Source organism: Acinetobacter sp. WC-743 (assembly GCF_000335555.1).
Classification (GTDB): Bacteria; Pseudomonadota; Gammaproteobacteria; order Pseudomonadales; family Moraxellaceae; genus Acinetobacter; species Acinetobacter bereziniae.
The window spans coordinates 24,550-40,903 of record NZ_AMFQ01000126.1 but is presented as its reverse complement, the minus strand read 5'-3'; the positions used below and the strand labels follow the sequence as shown (position 1 = coordinate 40,903).

The following is a 16,354-nucleotide window of genomic DNA, read 5'->3' as shown; positions in this document are numbered from 1 at the left end:
TTGTAGGGGTCGTCTCAGGAAACGGAAAATATAGCACGCTAAGGTTTTTCAATTGCGCGCAATGGCCTAAATTTTCCACCACCTATCTTGGCTTTGCTTCGCCATAGATAATCCCCAGTTAAATTGATGTGCTCCCACCCCAGCGGTGACAGATATTGCAGCAAGGTATCATCGACTGTGCGACCATGCCCTCGTAGGGCGTTAGTCGCTCTCTCTAAATAAACCGTGTTCCACAATACAATGGCGGCGGTCACTAGATTCAAGCCACTGGCTCGATAACGCTGTTGCTCAAAGCTTCGATCTCGAATCTCACCCAATCGATAAAAGAAAACGGCGCGCGCTAATGCATTACGGGCTTCACCTTTATTTAATCCAGCTTGAACCCGACGGCGTAGTTCTACGCTTTGCAACCAATCCAAGATAAACAGTGTGCGCTCAATACGCCCCAGCTCTCGTAATGCCAATGCCAAACCATTCTGTCGTGGATAACTACCGAGTTTACGTAGCATTAGCGACGCTGTGACAGTCCCTTGCTTGATTGATGCGGCCAGACGCAAAATATCGTCCCAATGAGTACGAATCTGTTTGATATTCAGTGTGCCGCCAATCATGGGTTTAAGTGCGGCATAGTCTATGTCTGACTTTGGAATATAGAGTTTCGTATCGCCCAGATCACGAATTCGTGGTGCAAATCGAAACCCTAGCATGTGCATGAGTGCAAAAACATGGTCGGTGAATCCAGCCGTATCGGTGTAGTGTTCCTCGATGCGTAAATCAGACTCGTGATACAGCAGCCCATCAAGAACATAGGTTGAATCACGAACGCCCACATTGATCAGCTTACTGCTAAATGGTGCGTATTGATCAGAAATGTGTGTATAAAATAACCTTCCAGGCTCTGCGCCATATTTTGGATTGATATGTCCTGTACTTTCAGCTCTGCCACCTGCGCGGAAGCGTTGGCCATCTGATGAGGAGGTAGTGCCATCTCCCCAGTTTTCAGCGAAAGGTTGTTTCAATTGAGCATTCACCAATTCGGCCAATGCCGTTGAATAAGTTTCATCACGGATATGCCAAGCCTGTAGCCATGAGAGTTTGGCATAAGTTGTACCAGGACATGATTCGGCCATTTTCGTCAGCCCTAAATTAATTGCATCAGCCAGTATGGTCGTGAGCAATAACGCTTTATCCTTCGCAGTGTCATCCGTTTTCAAATGAGTGAAGTGTCGAGTAAAGCCTGTCCATTCATCGACCTCCATTAATAATTCGGTGATCTTGATATGTGGTAACAGCATTGCTGTTTGGTCAATTAAAGTTTGGGCTGTATCAGGAGCCACGGCATCGAGAGGTGTTATTTTTAGACCAGATTGATTGATCATCGCATCAGGCAAATCGTTGGTCGCTGCCATGCGATTAATGATTGCTAATTTCTGCTCCAATAGTGAAAGGCGACTTTGCAAATATAGATCACAATCAGTAGTAATGGTTAGAGGTAACTCATTGGACTGTTTTAGCTGATTAAATTTATCAGCAGTCACTAAATACTCATCGAAGTCTTTGAATTGGCGAGAGCCTTGTACCCAGAGATCCCCAGCCCGTAGCGAGTTTTTAAGTTCAGATAACACACATATTTCGTAATAGCGGCGATCAATACCATCATCGGTAAAGACTAGTCTTGCCCACCGTTTTTTGATAAACGCTATTGGAGCATTAGAGGGGATTTTTCGTGTATTATCAACATTCATGCTGCGGAGCAACTCTACAGCGGCAAGCATATCTTTTGCTGCTGGGGCAGCACGCAATTTAAGTATGGCAAGAAGTTCTGGCGCGTAACGGCGTAAAGTTGCATAGCTCTCGCCAATTCGTGGTAAAAAATCAAAGTCTTCGGGTTGCGCCAGTTTTTCTGCCTCAGTAATACTTGCTGCAAAAGCATCCCATGAAATAACAGTTTCGATGGCGGCAAACGGATCACTGCCATTTTGCTTGGCATCTAGCAAGGCTTTCCCGATAAGCCCATACAAACGCACTTTGTCGTTGATCGCTTTACCTGATGATTGAAATTGTTGCTGGTGTTTATTTTTTGCGATAGCAAATAGCTTTCCAATAATGCGATCATGCAGGTCAATAATTTCGTCGGTGATCGTGGCCATACTCTCCACAACGATTGCTACCAAAGTGGCATATCGACGTTGAGATTCAAATCTGGCCAAATCAGCAGGAGTCATTTGCCCACCTTCGCGAGCAATTTTCAGTAAGCGATTTTGATGAACGTGTTTTCCAATGTCTTCAGGTAGATCGATGGCTTGTAAGCACTTCAGCCGCTCAATGTGCTCAAGCATGTACTTTGAGTTTGGTTTAGCTGGTGACTGTCTAAGCCACCCCAATATTGTCAGTTTGCTGCCCTCTTTACGGTTCAGCAAAGCATCTATATTTTGACGATGAGTTTCTGAAAGTGAGCTCGTCAAAGCAGTATAAATTATGCGGTTGGCAGATGTGATTGCTTCTGCGCAAATACTATCAATTGCATTTATAGCTGGCAAAAGGACTGATTTTTGTCGTAAATTTTCAACGAGAGTTGTGGCTAAAATAAGACCTTTATCTGTCTGAAGGGACAAATCCACCATCATATTGACCGATTGCCGATAGTCACTCAAGGTGAATAGTTTGAACCCAAAAACTTTTTTCAATTCGGCAATATGTTCTCGTCTTGTTTGCTCGCGCTGACCATAATCATTCCAGCAGTCCACTGATATACTAAGTTGAGCAGCCATCATGAAAAGTAAGGGTTTGAATGGTTCGTCGTTAATACCCAATATCACTCCAGGGTAACGCATGTAGCAAAGTTGAATTGCAAAGCCTAGCTTGTTGGATGCCCCTCGATGTTGATGGACTATGGATTTATCAGAATCACTCAGAGTGTAATGCTGAAGCATAAAAGCTCTATCATCTGGAATTTCGAACAGGCTTCCCAATTCCGTGGACGACAAAATAGAATGGCGCGGCATGGCTCATTAGTCCCAAATAAACTAAACTATTAAAGGTACATTATTTTGTACCGCCACGCTTAGCTTTGCGCTGCAATTTCGCAAGGAGGTTCAATTGGGACAGAATGCGGCCATTTATTGCCGAGTATCAACGAACGATCAGTCCTGCGAACGACAGGAATATGACCTACGTGCCTACGCCAATCGTTGCGGCTACGATGTTGTCGGTGTTTGGAAAGAAACTGCATCAGGCAGTAAGGATGAGAGATTGCAAAGAAAATACTTGATGACCATGGCGCAATCTCGTGAAATCGATGCCATCTTGGTGACGGAATTGACACGCTGGGGCAGAAGCACCGTGGATCTCGTACAGTCATTACAAGATCTTGGGCATTTCGGGGTATCTCTGGTGGCACAAACAGGTTTGCAGTTTGACCTTTCCACATCTCAGGGAAAGCTCATGGCTTCTGTGATGTCTGCATTAGCAGAGTTTGAGGGAGATTTACTACGTGAACGTGTGCGCTCTGGTGTAGCAGCGGCACAAGCGCGGGGCGTTGTGTTTGGTCGTCGTCCTGGTCAACGTACCAAGTCAGATCGTCTGGCACCTAAAGTGTTGGAGTTGGTGTCTGCTGGACACTCTTATCGACAAGTCGGTCGGCTGGTCAATCTAAGCAAAAATACCGTGTTGGATATCGTTAAAAGAAGTCGGAGTGAAAATCCTTAGCGTGCTATATTTTCCGTTTCCTGAGACGACCCCGAAAAGGCCTTGGGCTTTGACCGAGAAATTGGACTAATCGACTCCACATATCCCACCACATGCTTGACGACTGCATCATCATAACCACCCAAAAATCTTTCGACATAAAACTCGTTAAAGTTTATGTACTTGAAGGCCTTAGACATGGACAGAATAAAGGTATTCAGGCATTCCTCATCATCAAAATCAACCTCCATTTCCAAGCTTAAGCAAATAAAGGCTTTATAGACAATTTGTAGCCGATCATAGCCCTTGATACCACTGCCGAACTTGCCGACCGTTTCGGTGGTCGCCACGGGGAAATTGGCGATCAAGAACTCAATACTACGGCGTACCCGGGTGAAGTCCTTGAAACTAATCTTTCGATGATGAATCTGCATGCGGCTTTCATGAATTTCATACACAATTGAAAACCATGCAAGAAAAGAAGTAATCTGAAAACTCTGATCCTTATAAAAATATAAGTATGGATGTAAGCCCAAACTCGGAACCCCAGCATTTTTTACAGGCGTCGCTATTCTGCAAAGAATGGTCAACAGATGCGACATTAGGTTTTCAACGCGCTCCCCCTGATTCAGACTCATAATATTATGAATCTGATCACCCGCAATGATATTCATCAGCTCATTGACCAGGCCAATTTTTTTGCCATGACTCATTTCATTGTCTAATAAAATGGTCGAAAAAAGTAACTGGTGGATCCTCTCCCCTAACTCAATCAACTCATTTAAACGTGTATATTGGAGCTCTTCTAGGTTAGATTTATTGTCATTGATATAACAACAGGCATAGATCGCATAATACGCGTCACTACCGCGATTTCTTAGGTGATATTCCTCATATTTATCTAAACGTTTAGTATCTGAGTTAATAGATTGAAATACCCGTCGCGCATCTTCCGGAGTCCCCAGTACCTGCCGGAAACTGATTTTAATATCGCCTAATTTCGATTTTTTTTTCTGCAAATTCGGCATCAGTACAAATTTTTTGAAAATCAGCAAGATCTCCTAAATAATTGCGGAGGTAACGAATATCTTGTTTTTGTTGATCATTGAAATTAGGTGCTTGAGGGACTTGCTCATCCGCAAAATATCTATTGATCCACGCATAGATACAGGAAAGACGATGTGCTCCATCAATAATGTAAATATTGCTGTGTATATCTTTCCAATACAAAATGCATAAATTGATGTTTTGATCTTCTGTGCAATCCTCAATAAAGTTTGCAATTTCTTGCACGCTCCAACATTCCGTAGAACGCTGGTTATCCGCCTTAAATAAACATTTGATGATTGGATGCTTTTCAAAATCAGTCAGTGTCACTTCAAAATTGTCACGCTGCATTGAAGGTGACATTTCTTCTGGCAACATGACTTTACGCTGAATAATATTGGTCAATAGTCGTGTAGAACCCATTTCTTATTCTCTCCAGGCAACACTTTCCTACTTTCGCTCAAGTACGAAATTTGAAAATGTATATAGTTCGATTTGGTTAAAGCTGTGAATTAAATGACCGTCAATATCCAGTCAGCGCTAACAAAAGAGACCTAAGAGAAATGGGGGGATTAGAGAACGTAATAAATCATAAAAAAGCCCCGATTGGAGAAAAGGGGCTTTAAAGATTGTATTATACCATTGAAAAATAAAGAAAAAAATATAAGAATTTCGTATAAGGTGTATTATGTTAATTTTAGGAAAGGCTCTAGACTAGTAGAATGATTATGTTAGTCTAGAGCCATATAATTAACATTATTGAAGTATTTTACATGGCAATTTTTCGACATTCTTCTGCACACTGACGGCAAGCCTCAGCACATTTTTTACAATAATCATGTGAATGTTTTTCACACTCTTCCGCACAATATTCACAGATCTTAGCACAAAGCTCACAAATCTCTTTGAGGAAAGGTGAGTTATGTTGTTGCATACGCACACATAACTGACAAATATCTGCACATTCTAGACAACGTTGAATACATTCACGCATCATCTCTAAATCTTTTTCTTTTAAACAAGAAGTTGCACATTCAGTACAAATAAGTGAACAGTTTGTACATGCAGAAATACACTTTGAAAATTCCGTATTAATCATTTTTTACTCTCAACTTATATAATCAAAGAAATAATTAAAACATAATTTTTTTCTACTAATTATTTTAAATTATTAGTAAATGTAATACATAATGTTAATTTATATGAATAATGTTAATTTTAACTAAATCTTATTTATATTCCAAATGGCTTTGTTGCACAAAGATTTGAAAGGCAAAGCGCCCCTAATTGAGCCAAATTTAAGGCGTAACTTGGGTAAGTGGTCGACCTAATTCCGTAAATCTGTTGAGGACTGCTACACGTGCATGAACCTCATTGACTTGGCTATCAAAGCTCCTTGCACTGAGTTTATCTCTTAATAATTTGATGCAGTGCATTTTAGTCTCAACCAAACTTCGGCGATGATAGCCTGACCATTTTTTCCATAGTGTCCTACCTAAACGTTTAATTGTTCGAAGTAATTCATTTCGCTCTAGCGAGCTACTCTTTGTATCTTTCCATGGTTTCGCATTTTTTCTAGGTGGAATCACCGCATGTGCTTGCCGATCTGCAATGACCTGACGGCATTGCTTGGTGTCATAAGCTCCATCGGTATAAACAGAGTCAATCTGCTCATCTTGTGGAATCTGATTAAGTAAATCACCAAGCACCTGTGAATCACAGACATTATTGGTTGTGAGCTGAATAGCGCGTATTTGTAGGGTTTTGGCATCTATACCAATATGTAGTTTACGCCATTGGCGACGATATTCAGCTCCATGTTTCTTGCGTTTCCATTCGCCCTCACCTAGAAACTTCATCCCTGTAGAGTCTACGAGTAGATGCAGCCCATCGCTACTTTTTTGGTAGCTGATTGCAATATCAATATGCTTTTGTCTTCTACAAAGCGTACTGTAATCTGGTGCGGTCCAATTTAATCCGCAAAGTTTAATCAGACTTTGCACAAAGCCAGTGACCATACGTAAAGATAGACGGAATAAGGATTTAATCATTAAGCAGCATTGGATGGCTGCGTCGGAGTAGGTTTGATTTCGCCCTTGTTTGCCTTTTGATGGAGCATACCATTGCGTAGCAGGATCAAACCAAAGGGCAATATTTCCGCGATTAATGAGTGCTCGGTTATATGCGGGCCAATTGGTTGTGCGGTAGATTTTGTGTGTAGGCTTCTTCATTTGAAAATTATATCGCTGAAAAAGCCTTTACAGATAGGTTTGTGCAACAAAGCCGCTGGAAACTAAAAGTAAGGCACCGAGGACAATTGCAATATCAGCCAGGTTGAAGGCCGGCCAATGCCAGTCTCGCCAATAGAAATCAAAGGAATCCACAACATAGCCGCGAAAGACCCGGTCAATCAGGTTGCCCATGGCGCCACCGAGGATAAGACTGTAAGCGATGGCTTCTCCTTTATGACGATTTTCAAGGATCAGCTTGATCAGAAAAATCGAGACCACTACCGCGATTCCGATAAAAAAGTAGCGCTGCCAGCCTCCACCATTCGCAAAAAGACTGAATGCGGCACCGGTATTCCATACGTGTACCCAGTTAAAGAATGAGGTCACTGAAATAGACTCGCCATATGCCATTGATTGTTGCACCAGCCATTTTATGGCCTGATCAGACGCTGCCAGCAGGCCCGATATGGACAACAGAGCGTACGGTGACAGATGTTTGCCAAAAATGGACATTGCTTAATCCTTGAGCGCCAGAATGCGTCTAGCACCGTTAAGTACAATTACCCCCGCGATGGTGCCGATAATCAGATCCGGATAATTGGACCCGGTCCACGCGACCAGAGCGCCGGCGGTGATGACCCCCAGGTTGATCACCACGTCGTTGGCCGAGAATATCCAGCTTGCCTTCATGTGCGCCCCGCCCTCCCGATGTTTGGATATGAGCAGCAGACAACTGGTATTGGCAATCAATGCGACGAATGCGATAGCCATCATCACCAGCGATTCAGGCTCACTACCGAATACAAAGCGTCTCACCACCTCTATGAGTACGCCCACAGCCAAGATCAGTTGCAGTACACCAGCAAGATGCGCGGCACGTACCTGCATTTTCACGCTATGTCCAACCGCATAAAGGGCAAGCCCGTACACCGCCGCATCGGCAAAATTGTCCAGGGATTCTCCAATCAGGCCAGTGGACCGGGCGATCAGACCGGCAGTCATTTCCACCACGAACAGAAGTGCATTGATGCCGAGCAACCAGCGCAGGGTCCCGGATTCTTGCTTAGCAGAAGCTGCCGAAAACTCGGCGGCCTTGATGGTCTCCGGATTTGCAGCGACGGTTTCCTGAAGCGAGGCGCCTAGCCCCAAGGTCTTCAGTTTCGAGGTGACGGGCTCGACCTCACCGTCATGCACGACCTTCAACCGGCGGTTCGACAAGTCGAAGGACAGTGCCCGAATCCCCTCAACGCCGTTCAGGGCCAGGCGAATCATGCGCTCTTCTGATGGACAGTCCATCTTCGGCACGGCATAAACACTGACCCATTCCCCCGACGCATCGGAGGAGGCCTGCATATCGGTATCCGACGCAGGCCTTGCATGGTCGCCACAGGGGCCTCCGCAGTTTTTACTCATGATATGACTCCACTTGAATGTGATCGGGTTTTCATTTAAAACTATATAGTAGCTATAATGTCAATAGCGTAGAGAATCCGTTGCGGAGGAACCCGATGCGTATTGGTCAGTTGGCACAGTCAGTAGGGGTAGATACACAGACGATCCGCTTCTACGAACGGCAGGGCTTGTTGCCGCCGCCTGGTCGGCAGGAGAACGGTTACCGTGTCTATACCGAGAAACACGTTGAGCGGCTGGCCTTTATTCGTCGCTGCCGCATCCTGGATCTGTCACTGGCAGAAATTCACGAACTAAAGCGCTATCAGGACGACCCTCATCAGTCCTGTACCGCTGTCAATGCCTTGCTCGATGATCACATCTCTCATGTGCGCTCGCAGATAACCGCTCTACAGGCGCTTGAGAAACAACTCGTTTCACTAAGAGCGCGTTGCAACGATGACCGGGAAGTTAAGGCGTGTGGGGTTCTTGCTGGAATTAGCGAGGGAAGCATGCATCAGCAGTAGGTTGGAGTGCCAACCAGATAATCCGATGAGATGCCGGTTTGCCTCACTCTCATGCAAAGGTAAGATCAACCATTTAATCCGCTTACCCTATTTTTTTTTGCTTTCACCTTATCCAAAATTCACCACCCCATAATTGAAAATATTTTGAATTATAAGCCCTTAGGGTGCTCATAATCCATAAATCAATTTCGAAGTTCTTTGTTGCATAAAGCCTTTAAAGATTGAGTTTTCCTAAGCAACTCAAATTTAAGTTACAACTCGGGTATTAGGTCGGCCTAATTCCATAAATCTGTTGAGGACTGCTACGCGAGCATGAATTTCACTCATCTGACTAGGAAAGCTTCTTGCCATTAATTTATCGCCTAATAATTTGATGCAGTGCATCTTTGTTTCGACCAAACTTCGGCGATGATAGCCTGACCATTTTTTCCATAGTGTTCTACCTAGCAGGGTTTTAGTATCTATACCAATATGAAGTTTACGCCATTGGCGACGATATTTCGGCTAATGCTTTTTACGTTTCCATTCACCTTCACCTAAGAACTTCAAATCCGTGGAATCAACGAGTAGATGCAGTCCATTGCAACTCTTTTCATAGCTAATTTGAATATCAATATGCTTTTGTCTTCTGCGAATGGTTGAATAATCCAGAGCTGTCCAATCTAATCCGCAAAGTTTAATCAAGCTTTGGACAAAGCCAGTCACCATGCATACAGAAAGACGAAATAAGGATTTAATCATGAGATAGCACTGAATGGCTATGTCAGAATAAGTTTGATTTCGACCATGTTTTCCTTGTGACTGCGAATATCATTGAATCTTAGTATCAAACCAAATTGTAAAATTACCATGATTGATCAAAGCATGATTGTAGGATGACCAATTCGGTGTACGATAAATTTAGGTGTAGGCTATTGCTGTATAAGACCTTATCGGTAGGTTTGCGCAACAAGGCCTCAAAATCCCACCTTAAAATGCAAATAGCAAAAAAACTCTACCATTCGATTGATTTCATTTTAGAAGTAATGAAATTAGTATCTGTTTGTAATGATATTTTATAAAATTCAATATTAGATCTGCAGAGAAAAACTTATCAAACTAAGTATTGGCTAGTCTTTTTCTTCGAAAAACTTATCAAACGAAGTATTAAGTTAATCTTTTTCTTCAACTTCTTCCTTAAACTCAAACAAATCATTCATCGTACAGTTAAAGTACTTACACAACTTATCGGCGACTGGTAATTCAATACGTACAGCACGGTCATAATACATACTTGTGAGCGTGTTGCGATTGATACCTGTTGCATGCACCACTTCACTTAATTTTAAAATTTTTCTATCGCCCATGAGGCTAGATAACTTACAAGTAATCATATTTAAATTAATTTACAAAAAATAACTTGCTGTGGGTTATTTGAAGTTGTTGCCTGAGTAATACTTTGCTAAAATTAACCTACAGCAGGTTATTACAACTTATAGAAAGTATATTTTATCCATTTCAATTAAATTATAACTTTTTAAATATAAGGATTGAACCTGCATTAGATTTTTTTGTGGAGATGACCGCCGTGTTACCAAATGAGTTATTAATCAGCCAGCAAGCTCGTGACTTAGGAAATCAATTAATTAAAGAAATGAACATCAATAGAAGTTATGGATTGGCTAATTTTCTTGGAGTAAATACTTGCTATGATAATCATCAGGCTGTACTTATTTGGACATTTCAACTGCTAGAAAGAGAACCTGCCTTAAATGAATTAGCAGAAATTAAAAAATATTTTCTTTTAATCTTTCCAGATAGTGTTTATCAATTAGCCTAAGTTATTTTTAAAAATTATTTTTTTTATATAAAAACACTAAATCAAAGAAAACTTTCTTTTAAAATACCTATTAATTCAAATTCATACGATTTACAGAGTATATGAAGCATAAATTCTTGTTCCTGCTTTATCACTCACTCCTACTAGACCTTAGTAAAGACTAAAATTACATAGCTCTTTTTACTGATACTAAACGATTCATGCCCACACTACGTTCTGCAGCTTCGAGGGCTAGTTTTTGTTGAACCACTGAGAACAAGGACAATAAATTGCCTACTATATTTTTCCGGAGAGTGGTGTAGGAACTTTTTCATTATTGCTAATCATATCAGCGACAACATCAGCAACGAGCTCCTCTATTCCTGAGAATGCTTTAGACTGATCCGCATCATGCTAAGACAATGATGGAAACTCAGCACACAACCCAACATACCCATTATCTTCAGCTGACCATTTAACACGGTAAGTATATTGTTTACTATCCATTTGACACCCCATCATGTTTTAAGTTTATGTATAAAAGTACGATTTTCACTTACTAGTACTTAAATAATCACCCCACCACTGCATCATTTCAGTCCGTTGAGCTAAATAGTCAGCGTGATTATAGCTGGCACGGGTACGGTTCTTATCAATATGTGAAAGTTGTGCCTCAATCCAATTATCTTGGAACAAACCTGAGTCATTCAAAATGGTACTAAAAGTAGAACGTAATCCATGAGAAGATAGTTGATGTTTGCCATACCCCATCTTACGTATGGCCATATTTAGAGTATTAAAATGAATCGGTTGATTGTGTTTGCGAGGGCTAGCAAAAAGGTATTTTTCACCGTATGACCACTGCATGACGTCTTTCAAAATCTCTAAAGCCTGATTTGAAAGTGGAACTAAAAAATCTGGAATCTCATGGCCTAATATGACTTTTCGTCGAAACTGTTTAATATGCAAGGCAGGTATTTTCCAGATTTTTTCATTTAAATCAAAATGATGAGGCTCAGCCAATAACAATTCGGCCCCTCTCACGCCAGTATGTAATTTGAACATCAGTGCTTTTTTAATAATGGGATGGGCATCCAATTTTTGTAATTTATTCTTAAAATCAGATATTTCCTCCGCTTTCAAATACGGATAATTTTTCTTGATTTTGCTGTTAATGGTGATTTTATTTAAACCATGAGCGATGTTGAACTCACAATAACCCATCGCTACAGCGTAGTCATAAATTTGGTTCAAATAACTACAAGCTTTTTTGACAGGTTCTTTTACTTGGCGTCCCTCTATTTTTTTGATTACTGAAACCAGGTCATAGCGCTTGATGTTTTGAAAAGGTAAATCCTGAAGGTCTGGATAAATATCTTGCTGTAAGCATCTTTCTGCTAACTGTAGTACACCACAGCGGGGTAGATCGTTGAAGGCATTCTTCAGTTTGAACTGTAACCACTCCTCCCCGACCTTACCAAAGGTGATAAGATTAGAGGCAGTATCATGTTCAAAACAGAAATTATTGTCTTTAAAGTCATCTCTGACTTGTCGTGCCTTTTTCAGCGATAAATCAGGATAAAGACCTAACTGAATGCGTCGACGTTTTTTAGTTTGTGGATCTGTATAGCGATAGCACCAAGATTTTCTTCCACTCGGCTCAATCTTCAGGCTAAGCCCATCTTCATCGGATAAAAAACAGGTTTTTTCCTTGCAATGAGCTTGGCGAACTTTAATATCAGTAAGACTCATGGAATTTAAATGAAACCTAATAAGGGGTTGATTGGATCAATTATATCAAAATAGAACGCTTTATATATGATGCGTATGATACGCATCATATATTTTTATAAGTATTTGTTAAATAAAGTTTATATATAGATTGGCTATTCCTTAGTGACCAATTAATTAACCATTGATTTCGCAAGTCTTAAATTAACATTTGAAGTGCAACTCTATGTTATGACTATTCACAGTTCTGTTCCATGATTCATGGTTACTTATTACTTATGTTACTATGTCAGGGGCGATACAAGAATTAAGGTAACCTTATGAAAATAGCGAATACGAAATTACTAGCTGGTGCTTTTATGACCCTAACTTTAACTATGCTTAGCCCTGCCGCACTTGCAAATGATAACAATGATATACGAAAGACTGTTGTAGTTAAGTTTGCTAAAAAAGCTTACTCTGCAAATTATTACGGAAGGATAGATGGATACAAGTATGATTCCTACAAATTTTATGCTAAAAAAGGGCAAAAGTTAAAAGTGAGGTTGACTGGAGGAAATGTTGAAACTTACTTATGGGGTAATCAATTAAAAGACTCCATCAATCTTGGAGAATATTCTCCAAAGCTTGATGATAATGGTATTTATATTTTACCTGCTTCAGGTGAGTATGAAATTAGAGTATTACAACCTAGATCACAGGCAAGAAAAGATAAAAAACCTCAATACTGGATGAGTATTAACATTAAATAAAGACTTGCTAGATTCGTTTAAACTTTTATACAAGGGTTCAAAAACTATTGCCAGTTAAACGGGGCGTGATTTTTACGTATATGCGTTTATGTTAGTAAAATGATGTAGTTTACTTGTTTAATACCCCGAGGAATAATTTAATCTTGCTGTGCGTTAGTCACGTTTCTTTCTTTCAGAAGTTGATTATATCTTTCAACGTAACCGTCGTGATATTCAAACTCTTTTGATAGGAATTTGATGGGAAGAATAGGCGAAACTTGTCTTAAATAATGGTAATTCCTTATCTTTAAAATAGAGAACGCCCGATGAAATTCATTAGGCGTTTAATTTAAATAAGTGTCAGCTTATTTTATAACTAGATGTACTTGACAATCACGATTCTTTTTCTAAATTGCCTTTAAAAAATCAATCTTGCTATTTTTGACTTTTCACACCATTTTGTTCAATTTGTACTGCGGCTTGCCAGCTAGGTAGTTGGCTTAAACCTGCTACATAACGTTGGATATGGGGATAATTTTCACCTTGTCCCATATGATAAACTAAAGCATGTAGTCCAAAGCCCATCATAAAGTCAGCACCGGTTAAACGGTCTGCCACTAGAAATTCTTTATCTTTTAAATATTCATTTAAATGGCCGAATACTTTATCGAACTCAACTTGAGTATAATTTTCTAGAAATACCAACTTCGTACCCTGCTTGGTTTCAATCGCATTAAACGTTTTTAATAAAAATGGCAGCATGGCAGAGCTTTCTGAGAAATGAATCCACTGTAGATAATCGACATAGGTAGGTTCATCCATATCTGGTGCTAAATGCGGCGCAAGTTTCTGAATTAATAACTCAACGATTGCGCCTGACTCTGCAATAACTTTGCCATCCCATTCCAATACTGGAGATTTCCCTAAAGGATGGATGTTTTTTAAAGATTCAGGGGCCAAATGCGTGCTTGAGTCACGATAATAGCTTTTCAGCTCATAGGGCTGCTTGATTTCTTCAAGTAACCACAAAATGCGAAAAGAACGTGATTGATCTAAATGATGTAGTGTAATCATAATATTCCTATTTTTTTAAATTTTTACAACCACTTTGCCAAAGTTTTTGCCTTTTAACATACCATTGAAAGCATTGATCGTGTTATCTAAACCTTGCACCATATGCTCTTTATATTTGATTTTTCTGTCTTTCAACCATTCAGACATTTGCTGATTGAATTCCGGATACTGATTGCCATAATCATCAAAAATAATAAAGCCTTGCATGCGAATACGCTTTCTTAAAAGAGTGGAAATAAAGCCAGGTAAACGGTCTGGCCCTTGTGCTTGCTCGGTAGCGTTATACTGCGAAACCACACCACACACCGGTACACGTGCCGCAGAGTTAAGCAATGGCCATACCGCATCAAACACTTTACCCCCTACATTCTCATAATAAATATCAATACCGTTGGGAACTGCTTGTTGTAATTGTTCTGCAAAATTTTCATCATGATAATTGATACAAGCATCGAAGCCGAGTTCTTGTACTGCATAATGGCATTTTTCAGCCCCACCTGCGACGCCAACCACGCGACAACCTTTAAGTTTGCCAATTTGTCCAACTGTAGCACCAACAGGTCCCGTTGCAGCTGCAACGACTAAAGTTTCACCGGCTTTAGGCTGACCAATGTCCAACAACCCCATATAAGCAGTAAAGCCAGGCATCCCCAAAATACCCAATGCCCAAGATGGATGTTCGGGTTGCATACCTAAGCTTTGACATGCAGTCCCATCAGAAATTGCGTAGCCCTGCCAACCATTTCCAGAAAGAACCCACTCGCCTTCTTTGAATTTTGGGTTTTTAGAGGCCATCACTTGACTGACTGTTCCACCGACCATCACTTCGCCAATTTCAACCGGTGCTGCATATGAGGGAGCATCACTCATGCGACCACGCATATAAGGATCGAGTGACAAGTAAATGGTTTTTAACAATATCTCGCCTTGTTTAAGTTCATTGAGCTCAACTTGCTCAATACGAAAATCGCTGTGTTTTGGCTCACCCACTGGCCGTTTAGCTAAAACGATGCGTTGATTAATAACTGTTTTCACACATATAACTCCATGTTTTATTTAAAAGTATTTCTCTTCATAATCAAAAATTATGATTAAAATTTCTTTACATCCATTGTAGATGAGTTATAATAAAAAACAATACGACTGGTCTATTTTTTTTACAATAGAGTAAATAATTAATATGAAGCCTACTCCTATTAAAAAGTCTGAAGCGAAGCGCTTACACATTCTTAACACCAGTTCAGACCTGATTTTGCATAAAGGTTTTACTGGCGTAGGATTACAGGAAATTTTACAGAGCTGTGAGATCCCCAAAGGCTCGTTTTATCATTATTTCCAATCCAAGGAAGCTTTCGGATGTGAATTGGTACAGCATTATGTGGATAATTACCAAGTCCGTTTAAATGATGTATGGCGTAGCGATAAATCCCCTTATCAAAAGCTGATTGAGTATTTTAATTTATGGATAGAAGATCCTGAAACACACTGTGGTTGGGCGAATAGCTGTTTAATTGTGAAACTTGCCGCAGAAGTTGCCGATCTATCTGAAGATATGCGTTCCATTATGTCCGCTGGCGTGGATGATGTAATCCAACGTATTGCTGGTTTAATTGATTTGGGAAAACAGGATCAGTCTATTCAAGCAAATACTGAGGCCTCGACGTTGGCACAAGTACTTTACCAAATGTGGTTAGGTGCAGCATTACTGAGTAAGTTGCAAAAAGATAAAACACCATTACATCAAGCTCTGAGAGCAACTAAATTTCTATTAAAAAGTGAAGATTGATAAAATTTAGATTAAATATCAATTACATAATTAATGACAGCAGCCCAATGATTAGTTATTAATGTGTTGCTATTAGATTAATTTACAATCCATGAGTATAGCGCACAATGAATTCTTCTCCTAAAGCCCTCATGACTCGTATTTTAGTCGGATATTTAGGCTTATATCCCACACTATTACTGGTACTCACTTTATTAAAGCCAATTACTCAGCATCAAAGTTTCCCGATGATGGTGTTGATTGAAGTCATAGTATTAGTGCCAGTAACGCAACTGATTTCTTTCCCACTGGCAGGTTGGCTCATTACACAGCTAAAAATTTTTAAGAATTTGTTTTAATAAGAATTTATGCTG

15 protein-coding genes and 3 pseudogenes are annotated in these 16,354 nt (G+C 40.4%); 6 read left to right on the top strand and 12 right to left on the bottom strand.

What is annotated here, in order from left to right; translation table 11 throughout:
• Nucleotides 1–38: 38 nt before the first annotated feature.
• The gene (locus tag ACINWC743_RS19280; protein WP_004726714.1) at nt 39–3,005 is read right to left on the bottom strand and encodes a Tn3-like element ISAcsp1 family transposase; all 2,967 of its coding nucleotides are present in this window, start codon (nt 3,003–3,005) and stop codon (nt 39–41) included.
• Between the two features lie 94 nt (nt 3,006–3,099).
• Here ACINWC743_RS19280 and ACINWC743_RS19275 point away from each other — a divergent pair, with 94 nt between their 5' ends.
• Nucleotides 3,100–3,708 carry a recombinase family protein gene (locus tag ACINWC743_RS19275; RefSeq protein WP_004726718.1) on the top strand — a complete coding sequence of 203 codons (609 nt, stop codon included), beginning with the start codon at nt 3,100–3,102 and terminating at the stop codon, nt 3,706–3,708.
• A 32-nt stretch (nt 3,709–3,740) separates the two neighbouring features.
• Here the strand turns inward: ACINWC743_RS19275 and ACINWC743_RS25205 are convergent.
• The 5 genes and pseudogenes from ACINWC743_RS25205 to ACINWC743_RS19245 all read right to left on the bottom strand — a co-directional run.
• A pseudogene (locus ACINWC743_RS25205) lies at nt 3,741–5,157 on the bottom strand (HNH endonuclease); the annotation flags it as partial.
• A gap of 346 nt (nt 5,158–5,503) precedes the next feature.
• The gene (locus tag ACINWC743_RS19260) at nt 5,504–5,833 is read right to left on the bottom strand and encodes a four-helix bundle copper-binding protein (RefSeq protein ID WP_004827037.1); all 330 of its coding nucleotides are present in this window, start codon (nt 5,831–5,833) and stop codon (nt 5,504–5,506) included.
• A gap of 199 nt (nt 5,834–6,032) precedes the next feature.
• A complete protein-coding gene (locus ACINWC743_RS19255) occupies nt 6,033–6,965 on the bottom strand; it encodes an IS5 family transposase (protein ID WP_000743262.1) in 933 nt (310 codons plus the stop codon).
• A gap of 27 nt (nt 6,966–6,992) precedes the next feature.
• Nucleotides 6,993–7,421 carry a signal peptidase II gene (gene lspA / locus ACINWC743_RS19250; protein WP_227549024.1) on the bottom strand — a complete coding sequence of 143 codons (429 nt, stop codon included), beginning with the start codon at nt 7,419–7,421 and terminating at the stop codon, nt 6,993–6,995.
• Nucleotides 7,422–7,481: 60 nt separating this feature from the next.
• Entirely contained in the window at nt 7,482–8,378 is an 897-nt protein-coding gene (locus ACINWC743_RS19245; protein ID WP_009392494.1) for a cation transporter, read from the bottom strand.
• 95 nt (nt 8,379–8,473) lie between these two features.
• On the opposite strand from ACINWC743_RS19245, the gene cadR reads away from it, so the two are divergent.
• Nucleotides 8,474–8,881: a Cd(II)/Pb(II)-responsive transcriptional regulator gene (gene cadR / locus ACINWC743_RS19240; protein ID WP_001219642.1), complete on the top strand. Its 408-nt coding sequence runs from the start codon at nt 8,474–8,476 to the stop codon at nt 8,879–8,881.
• Between the two features lie 246 nt (nt 8,882–9,127).
• On the opposite strand, the pseudogene ACINWC743_RS24070 reads toward cadR, so the two are convergent.
• Together ACINWC743_RS24070 and ACINWC743_RS19230 are read right to left on the bottom strand one after the other, a co-directional pair.
• Nucleotides 9,128–9,781 (bottom strand): annotated as a pseudogene (locus tag ACINWC743_RS24070) (IS5 family transposase).
• A 251-nt stretch (nt 9,782–10,032) separates the two neighbouring features.
• On the bottom strand, nt 10,033–10,254 hold the full coding sequence (locus ACINWC743_RS19230; protein ID WP_004658364.1) for a helix-turn-helix domain-containing protein: 222 nt from the start codon (nt 10,252–10,254) through the stop codon (nt 10,033–10,035).
• Nucleotides 10,255–10,448: 194 nt separating this feature from the next.
• Here ACINWC743_RS19230 and ACINWC743_RS19225 point away from each other — a divergent pair, with 194 nt between their 5' ends.
• A complete protein-coding gene (locus ACINWC743_RS19225; RefSeq protein ID WP_000937271.1) occupies nt 10,449–10,700 on the top strand; it encodes a hypothetical protein in 252 nt (83 codons plus the stop codon).
• 276 nt (nt 10,701–10,976) lie between these two features.
• Here ACINWC743_RS19225 and ACINWC743_RS24625 read toward each other — a convergent pair.
• Together ACINWC743_RS24625 and ACINWC743_RS19220 are read right to left on the bottom strand one after the other, a co-directional pair.
• A pseudogene (locus tag ACINWC743_RS24625) lies at nt 10,977–11,198 on the bottom strand (antitoxin HicB).
• Nucleotides 11,199–11,231: 33 nt separating this feature from the next.
• The gene (locus ACINWC743_RS19220; RefSeq protein ID WP_000059636.1) at nt 11,232–12,431 is read right to left on the bottom strand and encodes a tyrosine-type recombinase/integrase; all 1,200 of its coding nucleotides are present in this window, start codon (nt 12,429–12,431) and stop codon (nt 11,232–11,234) included.
• 299 nt (nt 12,432–12,730) lie between these two features.
• Between ACINWC743_RS19220 and ACINWC743_RS19215 the strand changes: the two genes are divergently transcribed.
• The gene (locus tag ACINWC743_RS19215; protein WP_000684953.1) at nt 12,731–13,162 is read left to right on the top strand and encodes a PPC domain-containing protein; all 432 of its coding nucleotides are present in this window, start codon (nt 12,731–12,733) and stop codon (nt 13,160–13,162) included.
• A gap of 414 nt (nt 13,163–13,576) precedes the next feature.
• On the opposite strand, the gene ACINWC743_RS19210 is transcribed toward ACINWC743_RS19215, so the two are convergent.
• Together ACINWC743_RS19210 and ACINWC743_RS19205 are read right to left on the bottom strand one after the other, a co-directional pair.
• Nucleotides 13,577–14,215 (bottom strand): glutathione S-transferase family protein, encoded by a 639-nt coding sequence (locus ACINWC743_RS19210; protein ID WP_000631290.1) that lies wholly within the window; start codon nt 14,213–14,215, stop codon nt 13,577–13,579.
• A 15-nt stretch (nt 14,216–14,230) separates the two neighbouring features.
• The gene (locus ACINWC743_RS19205; RefSeq protein WP_000859510.1) at nt 14,231–15,250 is read right to left on the bottom strand and encodes an NADP-dependent oxidoreductase; all 1,020 of its coding nucleotides are present in this window, start codon (nt 15,248–15,250) and stop codon (nt 14,231–14,233) included.
• 145 nt (nt 15,251–15,395) lie between these two features.
• On the opposite strand from ACINWC743_RS19205, the gene ACINWC743_RS19200 reads away from it, so the two are divergent.
• Both ACINWC743_RS19200 and ACINWC743_RS19195 read left to right on the top strand, forming a co-directional pair.
• Nucleotides 15,396–16,001, top strand: coding sequence for a TetR/AcrR family transcriptional regulator (locus ACINWC743_RS19200; protein ID WP_000805351.1), 606 nt, complete (start codon nt 15,396–15,398; stop codon nt 15,999–16,001).
• A gap of 107 nt (nt 16,002–16,108) precedes the next feature.
• Nucleotides 16,109–16,339: a hypothetical protein gene (locus ACINWC743_RS19195; protein ID WP_001088959.1), complete on the top strand. Its 231-nt coding sequence runs from the start codon at nt 16,109–16,111 to the stop codon at nt 16,337–16,339.
• Nucleotides 16,340–16,354: the final 15 nt, after the last annotated feature.

Excerpts from the sequence above, each read along its gene's own strand:
- ACINWC743_RS19280 (WP_004726714.1), bottom strand. The coding sequence starts at position 3,005 with ATGCCGCGCCATTCTATTTTGTCGTCCACGGAATTGGGAAGCCTGTTC.
- ACINWC743_RS19260 (WP_004827037.1), bottom strand. The coding sequence starts at position 5,833 with ATGATTAATACGGAATTTTCAAAGTGTATTTCTGCATGTACAAACTGT.
- ACINWC743_RS19255 (WP_000743262.1), bottom strand. The coding sequence starts at position 6,965 with ATGAAGAAGCCTACACACAAAATCTACCGCACAACCAATTGGCCCGCA.
- ACINWC743_RS19245 (WP_009392494.1), bottom strand. The coding sequence starts at position 8,378 with ATGAGTAAAAACTGCGGAGGCCCCTGTGGCGACCATGCAAGGCCTGCG.
- cadR (WP_001219642.1), top strand. The coding sequence starts at position 8,474 with ATGCGTATTGGTCAGTTGGCACAGTCAGTAGGGGTAGATACACAGACG.
- ACINWC743_RS19230 (WP_004658364.1), bottom strand. The coding sequence starts at position 10,254 with ATGATTACTTGTAAGTTATCTAGCCTCATGGGCGATAGAAAAATTTTA.
- ACINWC743_RS19220 (WP_000059636.1), bottom strand. The coding sequence starts at position 12,431 with ATGAGTCTTACTGATATTAAAGTTCGCCAAGCTCATTGCAAGGAAAAA.
- ACINWC743_RS19215 (WP_000684953.1), top strand. The coding sequence starts at position 12,731 with ATGAAAATAGCGAATACGAAATTACTAGCTGGTGCTTTTATGACCCTA.
- ACINWC743_RS19210 (WP_000631290.1), bottom strand. The coding sequence starts at position 14,215 with ATGATTACACTACATCATTTAGATCAATCACGTTCTTTTCGCATTTTG.
- ACINWC743_RS19200 (WP_000805351.1), top strand. The coding sequence starts at position 15,396 with ATGAAGCCTACTCCTATTAAAAAGTCTGAAGCGAAGCGCTTACACATT.
- ACINWC743_RS19195 (WP_001088959.1), top strand. The coding sequence starts at position 16,109 with ATGAATTCTTCTCCTAAAGCCCTCATGACTCGTATTTTAGTCGGATAT.